This is a genomic window from Pectobacterium odoriferum (assembly GCF_009931295.1).
Classification (GTDB): Bacteria; Pseudomonadota; Gammaproteobacteria; order Enterobacterales; family Enterobacteriaceae; genus Pectobacterium; species Pectobacterium odoriferum.
The window spans coordinates 4,367,891-4,385,309 of the sequence record NZ_CP034938.1; the positions used below are offsets into that span (position 1 = coordinate 4,367,891).

Annotated in this window: 16 protein-coding genes, 2 tRNA genes and 3 rRNA genes; 6 read left to right on the forward strand and 15 right to left on the reverse strand. The window is 49.0% G+C overall.

The features are described from left to right. Positions 1-93 precede the first annotated feature (93 nt). The 6 genes from EO763_RS19635 to EO763_RS19660 form a co-directional block, all read right to left on the reverse strand. Positions 94-465, reverse strand: coding sequence for a YjaA family stress response protein (locus tag EO763_RS19635; protein ID WP_161529962.1), 372 nt, complete (start codon positions 463-465; stop codon positions 94-96). Positions 466-597: 132 nt separating this feature from the next. Continuing rightward, positions 598-713: ribosomal RNA gene (rrf, locus tag EO763_RS19640) — 5S ribosomal RNA — on the reverse strand. 129 nt (positions 714-842) lie between these two features. Next, positions 843-3,749, reverse strand: a 23S ribosomal RNA gene (locus EO763_RS19645). 224 nt (positions 3,750-3,973) lie between these two features. Further along, positions 3,974-4,049 (reverse strand) — tRNA-Ala (locus EO763_RS19650). Positions 4,050-4,091: 42 nt separating this feature from the next. Continuing rightward, positions 4,092-4,168, reverse strand: a tRNA-Ile gene (locus tag EO763_RS19655). 73 nt (positions 4,169-4,241) lie between these two features. Next, positions 4,242-5,783, reverse strand: a 16S ribosomal RNA gene (locus EO763_RS19660). Together the 16S, 23S and 5S rRNA genes with 2 tRNA genes alongside form the textbook arrangement of a ribosomal RNA operon. A gap of 489 nt (positions 5,784-6,272) precedes the next feature. Between EO763_RS19660 and EO763_RS19665 the strand changes: the two genes are divergently transcribed. After that, positions 6,273-6,821, forward strand: a complete 549-nt coding sequence (locus EO763_RS19665) for a gamma carbonic anhydrase family protein (protein ID WP_039487936.1) — start codon at positions 6,273-6,275, stop codon at positions 6,819-6,821. Here EO763_RS19665 and EO763_RS19670 read toward each other — a convergent pair. From EO763_RS19670 to dprA, 6 genes are read right to left on the reverse strand one after another with little or no spacing between them, the layout of a single operon-like run. Next, the gene (locus tag EO763_RS19670; RefSeq protein WP_161529963.1) at positions 6,806-7,063 is read right to left on the reverse strand and encodes a DUF1488 family protein; all 258 of its coding nucleotides are present in this window, start codon (positions 7,061-7,063) and stop codon (positions 6,806-6,808) included. The genes EO763_RS19665 and EO763_RS19670 overlap by 16 nt on opposite strands. After that, positions 7,060-7,887, reverse strand: a complete 828-nt coding sequence (gene aroE, locus EO763_RS19675) for a shikimate dehydrogenase (protein WP_161529964.1) — start codon at positions 7,885-7,887, stop codon at positions 7,060-7,062. The genes EO763_RS19670 and aroE overlap by 4 nt, the downstream gene beginning before the upstream one ends. A 19-nt stretch (positions 7,888-7,906) precedes the next feature. Further along, positions 7,907-8,476 (reverse strand): L-threonylcarbamoyladenylate synthase type 1 TsaC, encoded by a 570-nt coding sequence (gene tsaC / locus EO763_RS19680; RefSeq protein ID WP_161529965.1) that lies wholly within the window; start codon positions 8,474-8,476, stop codon positions 7,907-7,909. Beyond that, a complete protein-coding gene (locus EO763_RS19685) occupies positions 8,469-9,026 on the reverse strand; it encodes a DNA topoisomerase family protein (RefSeq protein ID WP_010309857.1) in 558 nt (185 codons plus the stop codon). Before EO763_RS19685 ends, tsaC begins: the two co-directional genes overlap by 8 nt. A gap of 20 nt (positions 9,027-9,046) precedes the next feature. Next, on the reverse strand, positions 9,047-9,520 hold the full coding sequence (locus EO763_RS19690; protein ID WP_010309861.1) for a DUF494 family protein: 474 nt from the start codon (positions 9,518-9,520) through the stop codon (positions 9,047-9,049). After that, on the reverse strand, positions 9,492-10,613 hold the full coding sequence (gene dprA, locus EO763_RS19695) for a DNA-protecting protein DprA (protein ID WP_161529966.1): 1,122 nt from the start codon (positions 10,611-10,613) through the stop codon (positions 9,492-9,494). Before dprA ends, EO763_RS19690 begins: the two co-directional genes overlap by 29 nt. Before the next feature lie 128 nt (positions 10,614-10,741). On the opposite strand from dprA, the gene def reads away from it, so the two are divergent. The 5 genes from def (at position 10,742) to mscL (ending at position 15,520) form a co-directional block, all read left to right on the forward strand. Beyond that, positions 10,742-11,254 (forward strand): peptide deformylase, encoded by a 513-nt coding sequence (def, locus tag EO763_RS19700; RefSeq protein WP_010304912.1) that lies wholly within the window; start codon positions 10,742-10,744, stop codon positions 11,252-11,254. 23 nt (positions 11,255-11,277) lie between these two features. Continuing rightward, a complete protein-coding gene (fmt, locus tag EO763_RS19705; protein ID WP_161529967.1) occupies positions 11,278-12,225 on the forward strand; it encodes a methionyl-tRNA formyltransferase in 948 nt (315 codons plus the stop codon). Between the two features lie 67 nt (positions 12,226-12,292). Continuing rightward, the gene (rsmB, locus tag EO763_RS19710) at positions 12,293-13,582 is read left to right on the forward strand and encodes a 16S rRNA (cytosine(967)-C(5))-methyltransferase RsmB (protein ID WP_161529968.1); all 1,290 of its coding nucleotides are present in this window, start codon (positions 12,293-12,295) and stop codon (positions 13,580-13,582) included. 56 nt (positions 13,583-13,638) lie between these two features. Then, the gene (gene trkA, locus EO763_RS19715) at positions 13,639-15,015 is read left to right on the forward strand and encodes a Trk system potassium transporter TrkA (RefSeq protein WP_010304922.1); all 1,377 of its coding nucleotides are present in this window, start codon (positions 13,639-13,641) and stop codon (positions 15,013-15,015) included. 91 nt (positions 15,016-15,106) lie between these two features. Next, complete coding sequence (mscL, locus tag EO763_RS19720; RefSeq protein WP_161529969.1) at positions 15,107-15,520, forward strand: large-conductance mechanosensitive channel protein MscL; 414 nt, start codon at positions 15,107-15,109, stop codon at positions 15,518-15,520. A 30-nt stretch (positions 15,521-15,550) separates the two neighbouring features. Here the strand turns inward: mscL and EO763_RS19725 are convergent, their stop codons facing one another. The 3 genes from EO763_RS19725 to EO763_RS19735 form a co-directional block, all read right to left on the reverse strand. After that, positions 15,551-15,763: an alternative ribosome-rescue factor A gene (locus EO763_RS19725; protein WP_010286032.1), complete on the reverse strand. Its 213-nt coding sequence runs from the start codon at positions 15,761-15,763 to the stop codon at positions 15,551-15,553. Between the two features lie 208 nt (positions 15,764-15,971). Beyond that, complete coding sequence (rplQ, locus tag EO763_RS19730; protein ID WP_005970246.1) at positions 15,972-16,364, reverse strand: 50S ribosomal protein L17; 393 nt, start codon at positions 16,362-16,364, stop codon at positions 15,972-15,974. A gap of 40 nt (positions 16,365-16,404) precedes the next feature. Continuing rightward, positions 16,405-17,394: a DNA-directed RNA polymerase subunit alpha gene (locus tag EO763_RS19735; protein WP_039495044.1), complete on the reverse strand. Its 990-nt coding sequence runs from the start codon at positions 17,392-17,394 to the stop codon at positions 16,405-16,407. Positions 17,395-17,419 lie beyond the last annotated feature (25 nt).

A 17,419-nucleotide genomic window follows, 5' to 3' on the forward strand; every position in this document is an offset into this window, starting at 1 on the left:
ATGCCCGAAGATAGCGAGTTTTCGTACTAATGTCGAGCGCTCAACGCATAAGGTGAAAATGTTTCACTGTGTCCAGAGAACGCGCCACATGCTTTATCTTTTTTTCCTTGCCAGTTCAATAAGTTCCGCATCGACTAACGTCTGAGAACTTTCTATTACAATCAATCGCGCCCTCGGTGAAGCAGCTACGGCTATTTCTTGAAGAATACGTTCCTCAACCTGAGACAATCCACCCTCATTCATTTCAAGAGCATGAATAATCAGCATATCCTGACCAAATTTAAACCAGCTACGTTTTATAAACTTGTCGGCTAAATCTTGAAGAACTTTCTCTGCACGAAAAAAATCAGCAACCAGTATGCGTGAATTACTAAAAACCTGACTGGAATCACTTAACTCCTGAGACGTTTCAGGATTACGAACAACCATTTTATTCTTACGGATCTGGATATATAAGATCGTCATTTATTTCCCTATATTTATTATTCCGTATGGGTTTCTACGTACAAACGATGAGCAAATCTTTGCAGCTAACACCAAAAGTTTCTCATAGCAAAAAGCCCCTGTCTTGCGACAGGGGCTTTCCACTTGTTTGATGCCTGGCAGTTCCCTACTCTCACATGGGGAAGCCCCACACTACCATCGGCGCTACGGCGTTTCACTTCTGAGTTCGGCATGGGGTCAGGTGGGACCACCGCGCTATCGCCGCCAGGCAAATTCTGTTTCATTCCAACCGTTGCACTTAAGTTGCTTTCGCTTCTTATCTGTACAACCATCAGAACCAATCTCTGAACAAGCTGAGTATTGTCTTTTGAGTCATCTCAAAACACCTTCGGTGTTGTAAGGTTAAGCCTCTCGGGTCATTAGTACTGGTTAGCTCAACGTATCGCTACGCTTACACACCCAGCCTATCTACGTCGTCGTCTTCAACGGCCCTTCAGGGGCATCTGGTGCCCAGGGAAGACTCATCTCGAGGCAAGTTTCCCGCTTAGATGCTTTCAGCGGTTATCTCTTCCGCACTTAGCTACCGGGCAATGCAATTGGCATCACAACCCGTACACCAGTGGTGCGTTCACTCCGGTCCTCTCGTACTAGGAGCAACCCCTCTCAATCTTCCAACGCCCACGGCAGATAGGGACCGAACTGTCTCACGACGTTCTAAACCCAGCTCGCGTACCACTTTAAATGGCGAACAGCCATACCCTTGGGACCTACTTCAGCCCCAGGATGTGATGAGCCGACATCGAGGTGCCAAACACCGCCGTCGATATGAACTCTTGGGCGGTATCAGCCTGTTATCCCCGGAGTACCTTTTATCCGTTGAGCGATGGCCCTTCCATTCAGAACCACCGGATCACTAAGACCTGCTTTCGCACCTGCTCGAGCTGTCACTCTCGCAGTCAAGCTAGCTTATGCCTTTGCACTAACCTCCTGATGTCCGACCAGGATTAGCTAACCTTCGTGCTCCTCCGTTACGCTTTGGGAGGAGACCGCCCCAGTCAAACTACCCACCAGACACTGTCCGCAACCCGGATTACGGGTCTACGTTAGAACATCAAACATTAAAGGGTGGTATTTCAAGGTTGGCTCCACGCAGACTGGCGTCCACGCTTCAAAGCCTCCCACCTATCCTACACATCAAGGCTCAAGGTTCAGTGTCAAGCTATAGTAAAGGTTCACGGGGTCTTTCCGTCTTGCCGCGGGTACACTGCATCTTCACAGCGAGTTCAATTTCACTGAGTCTCGGGTGGAGACAGCCTGGCCATCATTACGCCATTCGTGCAGGTCGGAACTTACCCGACAAGGAATTTCGCTACCTTAGGACCGTTATAGTTACGGCCGCCGTTTACCGGGGCTTCGATCAAGAGCTTCGCCTTGCGGCTGACCCCATCAATTAACCTTCCGGCACCGGGCAGGCGTCACACCGTATACGTCCACTTTCGTGTTTGCACAGTGCTGTGTTTTTATTAAACAGTTGCAGCCAGCTGGTATCTTCGACTGATTTCAGCTCCATGAGCAAGTCACTTCACCTACCATCAGCGTGCCTTCTCCCGAAGTTACGGCACCATTTTGCCTAGTTCCTTCACCCGAGTTCTCTCAAGCGCCTGAGTATTCTCTACCTGACCACCTGTGTCGGTTTGGGGTACGATTTGATGTTACCTGGAGCTTAGAGGCTTTTCCTGGAAGCGTAGCATTGGTTACTTCATCACCGTAGTGACTCGTCATCACGCCTCAGTGTTAACAATGACCCGGATTTACCAAAGTCATCCACCTTCACGCTTAAACCGGGACAACCGTCGCCCGGATAACCTAGCTTTCTCCGTCCCCCCTTCGCAGTAACACCGAGTACAGGAATATTAACCTGTTTCCCATCGACTACGCTTTTCAGCCTCGCCTTAGGGGTCGACTCACCCTGCCCCGATTAACGTTGGACAGGAACCCTTGGTCTTCCGGCGTGCGGGTTTTTCACCCGCATTATCGTTACTTATGTCAGCATTCGCACTTCTGATACCTCCAGCAGCCCTCACAGGCCACCTTCGACGGCTTACAGAACGCTCCCCTACCCAACAACACCTAAGTGTCGCTGCCGCAGCTTCGGTGCATGGTTTAGCCCCGTTACATCTTCCGCGCAGGCCGACTCGACCAGTGAGCTATTACGCTTTCTTTAAATGATGGCTGCTTCTAAGCCAACATCCTGGCTGTCTGTGCCTTCCCACATCGTTTCCCACTTAACCATGACTTTGGGACCTTAGCTGGCGGTCTGGGTTGTTTCCCTCTTCACGACGAACGTTAGCACCCGCCGTGTGTCTCCCGTGATAACATTCTTCGGTATTCGTAGTTTGCATCGGGTTGGTAAGTCGGGATGACCCCCTAGCCGAAACAGTGCTCTACCCCCGAAGATGAGTTCACGAGGCGCTACCTAAATAGCTTTCGGGGAGAACCAGCTATCTCCCGGTTTGATTGGCCTTTCACCCCCAGCCACAAGTCATCCGCTAATTTTTCAACATTAGTCGGTTCGGTCCTCCAGTTAGTGTTACCCAACCTTCAACCTGCCCATGGCTAGATCACCGGGTTTCGGGTCTATACCCTGCAACTTAACGCCCAGTTAAGACTCGGTTTCCCTGCGGCTCCCCTATACGGTTAACCTTGCTACAGAATATAAGTCGCTGACCCATTATACAAAAGGTACGCAGTCACCTAACAAGTAGGCTCCCACTGCTTGTACGTACACGGTTTCAGGTTCTATTTCACTCCCCTCGCCGGGGTTCTTTTCGCCTTTCCCTCACGGTACTGGTTCACTATCGGTCAGTCAGGAGTATTTAGCCTTGGAGGATGGTCCCCCCATATTCAGACAGGATGTCACGTGTCCCGCCCTACTCATCGAACTCACAGCTTGTGCATTTTTGTGTACGGGACTATCACCCTTTACTGTGCGACTTTCCAGACGCTTCCACTAATACACAAACTGATTCAGGTTCTGGGCTCCTCCCCGTTCGCTCGCCGCTACTGGGGGAATCTCGGTTGATTTCTTTTCCTCGGGGTACTGAGATGTTTCAGTTCCCCCGGTTCGCCTCATGACACTATGTATTCATGTCATGATAGTGTGTCGAAACACACTGGGTTTCCCCATTCGGGTATCGTCGGGTATAACGCTTCATATCAGCTTACCGACGCTTATCGCAGATTAGCACGCCCTTCATCGCCTCTGACTGCCTAGGCATCCACCGTGTACGCTTAGTCGCTTAACCTCACAACCCGAAGGTGTCTTTGATTAATCAAAGTCACTGTCGTGCTGCGATTATTTGAGAGACTCATTGACACACTGACGCATCACTCACATGACATAAATGTCATATCAGTATGTTCAGCTGTCATGTTTCAATTTTCAGCTTGTTCCAGATTGTTAAAGAGCAAAACGTCGCAGTGCACCCAAACAGGTACACTCTGAAGTTTTCTATATAGCGAGTAGTGATGGTGGAGCTATGCGGGATCGAACCGCAGACCTCCTGCGTGCAAGGCAGGCGCTCTCCCAGCTGAGCTATAACCCCATCGTTGCTTACAGATACCTTAGATACCACTCATGGAAGAGTTGGTAGGCCTGAGTGGACTTGAACCACCGACCTCACCCTTATCAGGGGTGCGCTCTAACCACCTGAGCTACAAGCCTATTAAGGTATTTCTGCTCGTTATTTTCATCAGACAATCTGTGTGAGCACTTCACTTAACGCACATCTTCTTGGTAAGGAGGTGATCCAACCGCAGGTTCCCCTACGGTTACCTTGTTACGACTTCACCCCAGTCATGAATCACAAAGTGGTAAGCGCCCTCCCGAAGGTTAAGCTACCTACTTCTTTTGCAACCCACTCCCATGGTGTGACGGGCGGTGTGTACAAGGCCCGGGAACGTATTCACCGTAGCATTCTGATCTACGATTACTAGCGATTCCGACTTCATGGAGTCGAGTTGCAGACTCCAATCCGGACTACGACGTACTTTATGAGGTCCGCTTGCTCTCGCGAGGTCGCTTCTCTTTGTATACGCCATTGTAGCACGTGTGTAGCCCTACTCGTAAGGGCCATGATGACTTGACGTCATCCCCACCTTCCTCCGGTTTATCACCGGCAGTCTCCTTTGAGTTCCCGACCGAATCGCTGGCAACAAAGGATAAGGGTTGCGCTCGTTGCGGGACTTAACCCAACATTTCACAACACGAGCTGACGACAGCCATGCAGCACCTGTCTCAGAGTTCCCGAAGGCACTCAGCTATCTCTAGCTAATTCTCTGGATGTCAAGAGTAGGTAAGGTTCTTCGCGTTGCATCGAATTAAACCACATGCTCCACCGCTTGTGCGGGCCCCCGTCAATTCATTTGAGTTTTAACCTTGCGGCCGTACTCCCCAGGCGGTCGATTTAACGCGTTAGCTCCGGAAGCCACGCCTCAAGGGCACAACCTCCAAATCGACATCGTTTACAGCGTGGACTACCAGGGTATCTAATCCTGTTTGCTCCCCACGCTTTCGCACCTGAGCGTCAGTCTTTGTCCAGGGGGCCGCCTTCGCCACCGGTATTCCTCCAGATCTCTACGCATTTCACCGCTACACCTGGAATTCTACCCCCCTCTACAAGACTCTAGCCTGTCAGTTTTGAATGCAGTTCCCAGGTTAAGCCCGGGGATTTCACATCCAACTTAACAGACCGCCTGCGTGCGCTTTACGCCCAGTCATTCCGATTAACGCTTGCACCCTCCGTATTACCGCGGCTGCTGGCACGGAGTTAGCCGGTGCTTCTTCTGCGAGTAACGTCAATCAGCCGTGCTATTAACACGACTGCCTTCCTCCTCGCTGAAAGTGCTTTACAACCCGAAGGCCTTCTTCACACACGCGGCATGGCTGCATCAGGCTTGCGCCCATTGTGCAATATTCCCCACTGCTGCCTCCCGTAGGAGTCTGGACCGTGTCTCAGTTCCAGTGTGGCTGGTCATCCTCTCAGACCAGCTAGGGATCGTCGCCTAGGTGAGCCATTACCTCACCTACTAGCTAATCCCATCTGGGCACATCTGATGGCGAGAGGCCCGAAGGTCCCCCTCTTTGCTCTTGCGAGGTTATGCGGTATTAGCTACCGTTTCCAGTAGTTATCCCCCTCCATCAGGCAGTTTCCCAGACATTACTCACCCGTCCGCCGCTCGTCACCCAGAGAGCAAGCTCTCCTGTGCTACCGCTCGACTTGCATGTGTTAGGCCTGCCGCCAGCGTTCAATCTGAGCCATGATCAAACTCTTCAATTTAAGATTTGTTTGATTTGCTGAACTCGTCAGCGATGCTCAAAGAATTAGTAACTGTTCATTCGTAATGAATTTTACTGTTGTTCACTCTTCAAGACTTTTTATATCGTTAAGATACGGTCTTGTGAGTGCCCACACAGATTGTCTGATTAAATTGTTAAAGAGCAGTGCGTTGTGGCCTTAACCACTTCGCGAGGTGGCGTATATTACGCTTTTCACCTTCAGAGTCAACGCTTATTTTAAAGTGTTTTCTCTTTCTTTATCGACTCAGTTGTGTGTTCACAGCGCCGTGTCGATGGAGGCGCATTATAGGGATCCGTTTTCGTTACACAACAACTTTCTTGATCTTTTTTTCTGTTCGCGTGTTTTTCGACCCTTTCGATGAGATCTTACTCGATCCACGCCACTTTTCAGTTGCCGACATCCCATATCTGTCGATATTTTGTCTAATAACGAGTAATCAGTATGTGGCAAATAACTACGAGGCTGTCGATGAGTACAAAAACATTCCGTCGTTATAACGGCATTTCTCCCGTTTTAGGCGAAAGAGTCATGGTCGATCATTCCAGCGTGGTGATTGGTAAGGTAACACTAGGCGATGATGTCGGCATATGGCCTCTTGTCGCCATACGCGGTGATGTTAACTACATTACTATTGGTGCAAGGAGTAATGTTCAGGACGGATCTGTACTTCACATCACCCACTGCTCAGAGAAAAAACCAGAAGGTAATCCACTTATTATTGGTGAAGACGTCACTGTAGGCCATAAAGCGATGCTGCACGGTTGCCAAATAGGAAATCGGGTTCTGGTCGGAATGGGATCAATACTTCTGGATGGAGCGGTTGTTGAAGATGATGTCATGATTGGCGCTGGTAGCTTGGTCCCCCCTGGAAAACGACTGGAGAAGGGGCATCTATACCTCGGCAGCCCAGTCAAAAAAATTCGACCACTAACACAAGAAGAAATAGAGGGATTGATTTACTCGGCAAACAACTATGTTCGTTGGAAGGATGAATACCTTGCTCAGGACAACGAGTAACAACCTTCATCATCCCATTCTTCAGCAACGATCATTTTTTCCAGTTCATCTTCAAGATCCCATCGATATTCCCTGAACAGTGCCAGACACCGTTCAGGGCTATCACCACCATAACGTTGCTGGAGCAGCTCTGCGCTCACTAAACATTCCTGCTGAAAGCCATTCACTAAAACGGGAAAGCGGATCGCCATTACCTTATCATCCCAACTTTCACGATCGGGGAACTGGATCGCCTGATTCATTTAGCAAGCTCCTGCTTTAGTAAAGCAATCACTGGCTCCACGTCTGGCATAACACCATGCCAAAGTTTAAACGCATGTGCCGCTTGCCCCACCAGCATTCCCAAACCATCTGCATAATGGAGAGCGCCATGCTGTACGCACCATGACAAAAAGGGGGTCAGTTGTGGCAGATAGAACATGTCATAACAGCTCGTTTCCAGAGAAATAAGCTCTGGCGGTAAGTTAGGAACGCTATTGTCCATACCAGAAGATGTGGCGTTGATGATCAGATCGAAAGACTGACCATGTAAATAGTCGAAAGCAACAGCGTGAATATCACCAATATCACGGAAGATCTTAGCTAAGGTATCGGCCTTGGAAAAGGTCCTATTCGCCAGCACCACTGTACAACCATGGGCCAGCAGGGGTTGGATAACCCCCCTCGCCGCACCACCTGCACCAACCAGCAAAACACGATCCAACGGCTTCACCAGCGCTAATCGTTGTAGATCGCTGAGCAAACCGATGCCATCGGTATTATCACCAAACAGGCGACCGTCATTCAATCTCTTCAATGTATTGACTGCCCCCGCAAGGGCAGCACACTCGCTACACTCATCAGCTTCGGCAAAGGCCCGCTCTTTAAAGGGCGCTGTCACATTCGCCCCACCAGCACCATCACGAAAATACTGGCGCAGCATCTGCTCAAAATTATCCAGAGGCGCTAACACGCGCTGGTACGTCAACGTTATCCCCGTCTGTGCAGCAAATAGCTCATGTATGCGAGGTGATTTACTATGTGCAATCGGATTGCCAAAAACCGCAAAAGACGTTACTTCAGACACGTTCCTCTCCAACTTGTCGTTACCCCTGACGAATAAGCTCGCCTGTTAATACATCCCTGATTTCTGATGGGTTCATTCTTCCGCCTACGTCCCCAACTAGCACAGGAAAATCATCACCAAACTGCTGAGAGACTTCCTGAGCAGTACGGCAGGGAGGTTGACCACTTAAATTAGCACTGGTCGACACCAACGGTTTACCGTAACGCTGGCACAGTTCCTTGACTAGCGGATGGTCACTAACACGCACCGCAAGCGAAGAAAATTGCCCTGTTAGCCACTGCGGGGTCGTGCGTTTTGCTGGCAATACCCAAGTAACCGGACCTGGCCATGTGGAAAACATCACTGCCTTTTGCTCATCGGATAACGCACTGTCATCAATATAAGGAGCCAGTTGGCTAAAATCTGCCGCAATCAGGATCAACCCTTTTTGCCAGGGGCGTTGTTTTAACGCCAGCAGGCGATTAACCGCCACTTCACTATCAGGATCGCATCCCAACCCAAATACCGCTTCAGTCGGGTACGCAATAACCTGCTCGTTGTGTAATTCCCGCAAAACGGGAATCATTAGCTCATCAGATACATCACTCATTCTTATCAACTTCTGCCGCTATCGGTTTTCCACATAATTTACTGGCACAAAATAGCTTAATTCCTTGTGCCGTTTTTTTTTCAAACAATAAAGCGTAATGGCAAGAAGGACATTCACCCGCTATCGGCTTATGGTTTAACGTAAACTGGCAATCGGGATAGCGATCGCAAGAGTGAAACACCTTGCCGTAGCGAGATTTACGCTGCAACAGCGTGCCTTCATTACACTGTGGACATCGAATCGCCGTTTCATCAGGGCGATCGATAGTCTCGGTATGATGACATTCGGGGTAATTGCCACAGCCGATGAACATCCCATAACGACCTTGTCGTAAGACCAAGGTCGACTGACAAAGCGGACATTGCTGCCCATCTAACACTTTGACAATATGTCCGTCAGCTTGTGCTTTCAGCGGGCGAATGAACTCACATTCTGGATACGCAGAACAGCCAAGAAATGGGCCGTGCCGACCAGAACGGATAACCAGCACTGACCCACAGTCTGGACATATTTCCTGTTTTTTTTCAGCAAACAGTGCAGGCTTAGCCATTCGAACTGTTATTCCTCTGGCTATTGCACATAACCGTCATTGACCTCAAAGAGTAATTCTTCCATTTGCTGATAAGCATTCTCACAACCAGGTACATTGAAAAGTACCATGAGAATGACCCACTTCAGATCTTCCAGATCAAACTCCTGCGTTTCTAACGCCATGACGCGTTCAATAATCATTTCCCGCGTTTCAAGGTTCAGAACCTGAATTTGCTCAAGGAACAATAAAAAGCCACGACATTCCGCATCAAGACGCAGCGCCTCATCCTGCGTATAGATCCGCATAGCCAGAGGATCGTTCGCTAAATAAAGCGGCGCAGTCTGCCCTTCCTGAATATCGGCCAGTTTTTCCAGCCAACTCAACGCGCTATAGATATCGTTACGATGGAATCCAGCGCGGGTGAGGTCATCAGTTAACGTATCCTGATCGACACGCATTTCAGTTTCATTGTGGATGTAACTCTCAAACAAGTACATGAGTACGTCGAACATGGCCTGCCCTCCTTAATCGGACATAGCCGCCGGGTACTGCTGCGATCCACCCTGCTAACTCCAGCTCTAATAGCTTAGTGACTATCTCTGGCACAGGTTGGCCGGCACGTTCAGCGACAACGTCAACAGGTGTAACCTCATCTCCTACGTTAGCCAACACGTCGGCAAATGGCAATTCACCATCCTCTTCTTCGTTAGAAATAGTTTGTCCGCTTTGCATCGGTAGCCACTGCAATTCACTCACCAACTGTTCAAGAATATCCTTAGGATGTGTAACCAAGCTCGCCCCTTGCTGGATCAGCCAGTGTGTCCCCTCAGTCATAGGGTTACCGATAGGCCCCGGCAGAGCAAAAACTTCCCGTCCTTGTTCCAAAGCATAACGCGCTGTAACCAACGACCCACTGCGGATAGACGCTTCAATGACCAGGACACCCAGCCCTAGCCCGCTGATAATACGATTTCTTCTGGGAAAGTTGGTTGGGAAAGGCGGCATAGCGAGGGGAAATTCGGAAACCAGCGCGCCACCATCGCCACAAATACGTTCGGCAAGCTTAGCGTGCCGCTTAGGATAAATATTCTCCAGTCCGCTTCCAAGCACGGCAATGGTTCTCCCTCCCGTATCCAAAGCGGCACGATGAGCAATACCATCAATGCCAATCGCTAGCCCGCTTGTCACCGTGAGTTCATTTGCGGCCAGCTCCTGAGCAAAAAAACATCCCCAGCGTTCACCGTAAGCACTGCTCCCCCGGCTACCAATAATCGATATTTGTGGCGATGCCAGCAACTCAGGAGAACCAGAAACAAAGAGCAGAAGCGGAAAATCACGAATATTGCTCAGCAGAAAGGGATACAAAGCATCTTCACACGTCACAATATGGTGATTGGGGTAAGACAACCAATTGAGCGTTCCTTCCAGAATCTTACGATCGTAGGTACAGAATTGGGCTATTTGAGCATCAGACAGGCCTAATGCTCTCAAGGTCTCGTTATCGAACGTGTTTAAATCAATAAGCTTTCTGACAATCGCCCGAGCACGCCTGACACCGAGGTGCCGTACGCCCGTCATACGTAGCCAGATTTCCGTTGATAGCATCGGCGTCCCTTACTCAACTCTGTTCAGATAAGTGCTGCAATTCAGTGCTGATGCTGTCAATCGGGGCAGGAAATGTCTAGAATGAGCGTTAATACTCTTTCACTATTCAGATACAGATCTAAACATATATGTCAGTTTTGCAGGTATTACATTTTCCAGACGAGCGGCTCCGCATCACTGCGCAGCCCGTAAAAGAAGTCAATGCAGATATTCAACGTATCGTGGATGATATGTTCGATACCATGTACGAAGAAGAAGGTATTGGCCTGGCAGCGACACAAGTCGATATTCATCAACGTATTATTGTTATTGACGTCTCTGAAGAACGAGACCAACGACTGGTGCTGATCAACCCCGAGTTGATTGAAAAGAGCGGCGATACGGGCATCGAAGAGGGTTGCCTGTCGATCCCTGAAACACGTGCGCTGGTTCCTCGTGCAGAGCATGTGAAAGTGCGCGCATTGGATCGTGAAGGTAAAGCGTTCGAACTTGAAGCAAGCGAACTACTCGCCATTTGTATTCAGCATGAAATGGACCATCTGGTTGGGAAACTGTTTATCGATTACCTTTCCCCACTTAAACGCCAGCGCATTCGTCAAAAACTGGAAAAACTGGCTAAGCAGAATAGCCGAGCCCGATAATTTTCATCCTGACAGGAAGCACAGTGTCTGATTCTTTACGCATAATCTTTGCCGGAACCCCTGACTTTGCCGCGCGTCACCTTGACGCGCTTTTATCATCGGGCCATGAGGTCGTTGGCGTTTTCACCCAGCCCGATCGCCCAGCAGGCAGAGGCAACAAGCTCACCCCCAGTCCAGTAAAAGTACTGGCAGAGCAACACAGCATCCCCGTTTTCCAGCCTAAATCTCTGCGGCCGGAAGAAAATCAGGCGATGGTTCAGGCGTTAAATGCCGATGTTATGGTCGTTGTCGCCTACGGCTTAATTCTGCCACAGCCCGTGTTATCCATGCCTCGTCTCGGCTGCATTAATGTCCACGGTTCTCTGTTGCCTCTTTGGCGTGGTGCAGCCCCTATTCAGCGTGCATTATGGGCTGGAGATAGTGAAACCGGTGTGACGATCATGCAAATGGATGTTGGACTCGATACTGGCGCAATGCTGCACAAAATTTCGTGCCCTATCCTGCCACAGGATACCAGCGCAACGTTGTACGATAAACTTGCGGAGCTGGGCCCACGTGGCTTATTGGAAACGCTGGAACAGCTTGCTGATGGCAGCGCTGTTTCTGAAGCACAAAATGATGCCCTTGCCACCTATGCAGAAAAGCTCAGCAAAGAAGAAGCACGTTTAAACTGGCAGTTATCTGCCGAGCAGCTTGAGCGCTGTATTCGTGCTTTTAATCCTTGGCCAGTCAGCTATTTCATCGTAGATGAACAGCCAGTGAAAGTCTGGAAAGCTGAGGTCATCGCCAAAGCACATGCCTCACAACCCGGTACAATCATACAGGCAGACAAGCAGGGCATTCAGGTAGCAACAGCCGATGGCATCCTGAATATTCAGGAATTGCAGCCCGCAGGCAAAAAAGTCATGGGTGCGCAGGATCTGCTTAACTCACGTCGTGAGTGGTTCGTTCCCGGTAATACACTGGACTAATCTATTTTTCATACCGGCACTATGCCGGTATATCCTCTCTCTTTTACGTATACGTCATCGCTAACACATGAAAAGCTCATACAATCTACGCAGTATTGCCGCAAAAGTGGTGGGACAGGTTCTGGATCAGGGACAATCACTCAGTGCCTTATTACCTGTCCATCAGCGTGAAGTCTCCGATAAAGATCGCGCACTTTTGCAAGAGCTTTGCTTTGGCGTATTACGCGTTTTACCGCAGTTGGAATGGTGTATTCAACAACTGATGGCTAAGCCCCTGACGGGTAAACAGCGCACGCTGCACTACCTCATCATGGTCGGCATCTACCAACTGCAATATACGCGGATCCCGCCACATGCAGCGCTGGCTGAAACAGTAGAAGGTGCTGTGGCGTTAAAAAAACCGCAACTCAAGGGGCTGATTAATGGCGTATTACGCCAATTCCAGCGTCAGCAGGAAGAACTGATTCAACGTGAGGCAACTCACTCATCTCACTACCTGCATCCAAGCTGGCTGCTGGCGCGCATTGAGCGTGCCTATCCAAATCACTGGCAAACCATCGTTGAAGCGAATAATCAACGCCCCCCAATGTGGTTACGTGTGAATCGATTACACCACACACGTAAAGCGTATTTAAACTTGTTAGAGCAAGAGGGAATCGAAGCATTTTCTCATGCTGAATACAACGATGCGATACGGCTTGCCTCTCCCTGTGCGGTCGATCAATTGCCAGGATTTTCGCAAGGGTGGGCAACGGTACAAGATGCATCTGCTCAAGGCTGCGTCTATTGGCTCGATCCACAAGATGGTGAACAGATCCTCGATCTCTGCGCTGCACCCGGTGGAAAAACGACACATATTTTAGAAGCAGCACCAAAATCTCATGTGCTCGCTGTCGATGTTGATGAAACACGTTTAGGCCGGGTAAAAGAAAATTTACTGCGGTTACAAATGCATGCCGAAGTAAAACAAGGCGATGGACGTTACCCCGATTCATGGTGCGAAGGGCGTGTGTTTGATCGCATTCTGTTGGATGCCCCATGCTCAGCCACGGGTGTGATTCGTCGTCATCCTGACATTAAGTGGTTGCGCCGAGACAGAGACATTGAAGAGCTGGTTGCGCTACAAAAAGAGATCCTTGATGCCATTTGGCCACATCTCAAAACCGGCGGCACAATGGTCTATGCTACCTGCTCCATTCTGCCGCAAGAAAATGCTCAACAAGTTACGGATTTCCTAACTCGCCATACCGATGCAACACTGGTTGATACAGGTACAAGAGAAATGCCGGGTATACAGATACTTCCTCATGCCGATGGTGGTGATGGTTTCTTTTATGCGAAGCTGGTAAAAAACTGATATTGAACCCAGTATTGTCTGCAACAGATGGCAATCCATAAACGGCATAGCTTATTATGAAAATTATCATTCTTGGCGCAGGCCAGGTCGGCGGAACACTGGCGGAAAATCTAGCGGGTGAAAACAATGACATTACTGTCGTTGATACTGATGCAAATCGGTTACGCCAGCTTCAGGATAAGTTTGACCTGCGTGTCGTTACGGGCTACGCCTCTCACCCACGAGTGCTGCGTGAAGCGGGAGCAGAAGATGCCGATATGCTGGTCGCCGTTACCAATTCAGATGAAACGAATATGGTAGCCTGCCAGATTGCTTATTCTCTTTTTAAAACCCCAAACCGGATTGCACGCATTCGTGCCGCAGAATACATTCGTGAATCAGAGCAACTGTTTTTACCAGAAGCGGTTCCCATCGATCACTTGATCTCCCCAGAACAGTTGGTGATCGATAACATTTACAAACTGATCGAATATCCTGGAGCACTTCAGGTCGTTAACTTCGCTGAAGGTAAAGTGAGTCTTGCCGCAGTTAATGCCTACTATGGCGGCCCACTAGTGGGTAATGCCCTTACCTCACTCCGCGAACATATTCCCCACGTAGATACCCGCGTTGCGGCTATTTTTCGTCACGATCGCCCTATTCGCCCGCAGGGTTCCACCATCATCGAAGCTGGAGATGAAGTGTTTTTTGTCGCTGCTTCGCAGCATATTCGTGCGGTGATGAGCGAATTACAACGCCTTGAAAAACCCTATAAAAGGATCATGATCGTTGGTGGCGGGAATGTCGGTGCAGGATTAGCGCAGCGGTTAGAAAAAGATTACAGCATTAAGTTGATAGAACGAAATGCAGACCGAGCTGTAGAACTGGCTGAGCTTCTGCAAAATACGGTCGTATTCCATGGTGATGCTTCAGATCAAGAGCTCCTCGCCGAAGAGCATATCGAGCAGATCGATGTATTCATCGCCATTACCAATGATGACGAAGCGAATATTATGTCAGCTATGCTGGCTAAACGCATGGGCGCGAAAAAAGTAATGGTGCTTATCCAGCGTCGAGCTTATGTCGATCTGGTTCAGGGCAGCGTCATCGATGTCGCAATATCTCCACAGCAAGCAACAATTTCTGCGCTACTAAGCCACGTCCGCAAGGCAGATATCGTAAGCGTATCCTCTTTACGCCGTGGTGTAGCCGAAGCAATCGAGGCCATCGCCCACGGTGATGAAGGCACATCGAAAGTTGTCGGCAGAATGATCGAAGATATTAAGCTTCCACCCGGTACCACTATAGGTGCAATTGTTCGCGGTGATGATGTCATCATTGCCAACGCAAATAGTAAAATTGAGCAAGGTGACCATGTCATCATGTTCTTGGCTGACAAGAAATTTGTGCCTGATGTTGAACGCCTATTTCAACCCAGCCCTTTCTTTTTGTAATGTAGGAACACATTTATTGCTGATCGATAATCTGGCAAAGATACGACTATTGGTTAGAATTAATTTATAATTTTTGGCAAGGAGAACGGATATGAGCATCATTAAAGAATTCAGAGAGTTTGCCATGCGTGGCAACGTTGTCGATTTGGCGGTGGGTGTCATTATTGGTGCAGCTTTCGGCAAAATCGTTTCTTCGCTGGTATCAGATATTATTATGCCGCCACTTGGACTTTTGATTGGTGGTGTCGATTTTAAACAATTCAGCCTTATTCTTCGTGATGCCCAAGGTGAAATTCCTAGCGTTGTCATGAACTATGGCGCTTTCATCCAGAATATTTTCGACTTTATCATCGTCGCTTTCGCGATTTTTATAGCGATCAAGCTTATGAATAAAATGCGTCGAAAACAGGAAGATACGCCTGCCGCACCGCCAAAACCTAGCGCAGAAGAGAAGCTATTAGCTGAAATTCGCGATTTACTTAAAGAACAACAAACTAGACAGTAAGAATTGAGTTTCTGCTTAGACTCAGTATCGTTACGCAGAAAGTAGAAAGGCCAGAGGTAAATAATCATTTGATTGCTTACCACTGGCCTCCCAGTTACCTTTCTTCATGTGCTTCTCTTTTCTACGATAACTTCCTTTTCCTTTTTCATTCACTTCAATTCGTTGGCGAAACAGCGGGTCATGTAGCAATGCCTCAATGGCGTTGTCCTGGATTTTCCCGCGTTTATGACGGTATGTGGTCATCATTACTCCTAAGAAAGTCTGGGGTGATATATACATCGATAAAACGTGCAGAGTATATAGTCGAAATGGATAGATAGGAACAGGCTGGATGTATTTTTCAGCTCGCTTAGACACAGGTAATTACTCAAAATGTGTACTCATGCGAAAGAATGATTTATTTCAGATATAAAAAAACCGGGTTTCCCCGGTTTTTTTACGCTCTTACAGATTACTCTGCAGTAGCCACTTCTTCTGTCTGCGAAACTGAGCGATCAACGAGCTCGATGTATGCCATCGGCGCATTGTCACCAGCACGGAAGCCACACTTCAGAATACGAGTGTAACCACCTGCACGGCTCGCGAAACGCGGGCCCAGTTCATTAAACAGTTTTGCCACGATCTCGTTATCACGAGTACGGGCGAATGCCAGACGACGATTAGCAACGCTGTCGGTCTTGGCAAGAGTAATCAGCGGTTCAACAACGCGACGCAGCTCTTTCGCTTTCGGCAGGGTCGTCTTGATTATTTCATGACGAACCAAAGAACTAGCCATGTTACGGAACATAGCCTGACGATGGCTGCTGTTACGGTTCAGTTGACGACCACTCTTACGATGGCGCATGACCTTATCCTTCTCAGTAAAACCTTAACCTGTGATCTGGTTACTCATCAGCAATGCTTGCCGGTGGCCAATTTTCCAGGCGCATGCCCAGAGACAGACCACGGGAAGCCAGTACGTCTTTAATCTCAGTAAGAGATTTTTTACCAAGGTTAGGCGTTTTGAGCAGCTCAACCTCGGTACGCTGTACCAGATCACCGATGTAGTGGATAGCTTCTGCCTTAAGGCAGTTAGCAGAGCGGACAGTCAATTCCAGATCGTCAACAGGGCGCAGCAGAATCGGATCGAATTCTGGTTTCTCTTCTTTAACTTCTGGCTGACGAACATCACGTAAGTCAACAAAAGCTTCAAGTTGTTCAGCCAGAATGGTGGCCGCACGGCGGATCGCCTCTTCAGGATCGATCGTGCCATTGGTTTCCATTTCGATGACTAGCTTGTCCAGGTCAGTACGCTGTTCTACACGAGCTGCTTCAACATTGTAGGCAATACGCTCTACAGGGCTGTAGCAAGCATCAACTAACAGACGACCAATCGGGCGCTCATCTTCTTCCGTATGAATACGGGCAGATGCCGGCACATAACCACGGCCACGTTGAACTTTGATACGCATGCTAATAGATGCGTTTTCATCGGTCAGATGGCAAATTAAGTGCTGCGGCCTGACGATTTCGACATCACCATCATGGATGATGTCGGCTGCAGTCACAGGGCCAATGCCAGATTTATTCAGGGTAAGAATAACTTCATCTTTGCCTTGAACTCTCACCGCCAGCCCTTTCAGGTTGAGCAGGATTTCCAGGATATCTTCCTGTACGCCTTCTTTGGTGCTGTACTCATGCAGTACACCATCAATCTCAACCTCGGTCACCGCGCAACCTGGCATGGATGAAAGCAGAATACGGCGCAGTGCGTTGCCAAGAGTATGGCCGAAGCCCCGCTCTAATGGCTCAAGGGTCACCTTGGCGTGCGTCGAACTCACTTGCTCGATATCAACCAGGCGCGGTTTTAGAAACTCTGTCACAGAACCCTGCATTGTGTCCTCTCTTTGGTACTAAGCT

Bases quoted from the DNA above. Each gene is read 5' to 3' on its own strand.
- rplQ (WP_005970246.1), bottom strand. From the start codon at position 16,364: ATGCGCCATCGTAAGAGTGGTCGTCAACTGAACCGTAACAGCAGCCAT.
- rsmB (WP_161529968.1), top strand. From the start codon at position 12,293: ATGAAAAGCTCATACAATCTACGCAGTATTGCCGCAAAAGTGGTGGGA.
- EO763_RS19685 (WP_010309857.1), bottom strand. From the start codon at position 9,026: ATGGCTAAGCCTGCACTGTTTGCTGAAAAAAAACAGGAAATATGTCCA.
- EO763_RS19725 (WP_010286032.1), bottom strand. From the start codon at position 15,763: ATGACCACATACCGTCATAAACGCGGGAAAATCCAGGACAACGCCATT.
- EO763_RS19735 (WP_039495044.1), bottom strand. From the start codon at position 17,394: ATGCAGGGTTCTGTGACAGAGTTTCTAAAACCGCGCCTGGTTGATATC.
- EO763_RS19635 (WP_161529962.1), bottom strand. From the start codon at position 465: ATGACGATCTTATATATCCAGATCCGTAAGAATAAAATGGTTGTTCGT.
- mscL (WP_161529969.1), top strand. From the start codon at position 15,107: ATGAGCATCATTAAAGAATTCAGAGAGTTTGCCATGCGTGGCAACGTT.
- trkA (WP_010304922.1), top strand. From the start codon at position 13,639: ATGAAAATTATCATTCTTGGCGCAGGCCAGGTCGGCGGAACACTGGCG.
- EO763_RS19665 (WP_039487936.1), top strand. From the start codon at position 6,273: ATGAGTACAAAAACATTCCGTCGTTATAACGGCATTTCTCCCGTTTTA.
- def (WP_010304912.1), top strand. From the start codon at position 10,742: ATGTCAGTTTTGCAGGTATTACATTTTCCAGACGAGCGGCTCCGCATC.
- EO763_RS19690 (WP_010309861.1), bottom strand. From the start codon at position 9,520: ATGTTCGACGTACTCATGTACTTGTTTGAGAGTTACATCCACAATGAA.
- dprA (WP_161529966.1), bottom strand. From the start codon at position 10,613: ATGCTATCAACGGAAATCTGGCTACGTATGACGGGCGTACGGCACCTC.
- tsaC (WP_161529965.1), bottom strand. From the start codon at position 8,476: ATGAGTGATGTATCTGATGAGCTAATGATTCCCGTTTTGCGGGAATTA.
- EO763_RS19670 (WP_161529963.1), bottom strand. From the start codon at position 7,063: ATGAATCAGGCGATCCAGTTCCCCGATCGTGAAAGTTGGGATGATAAG.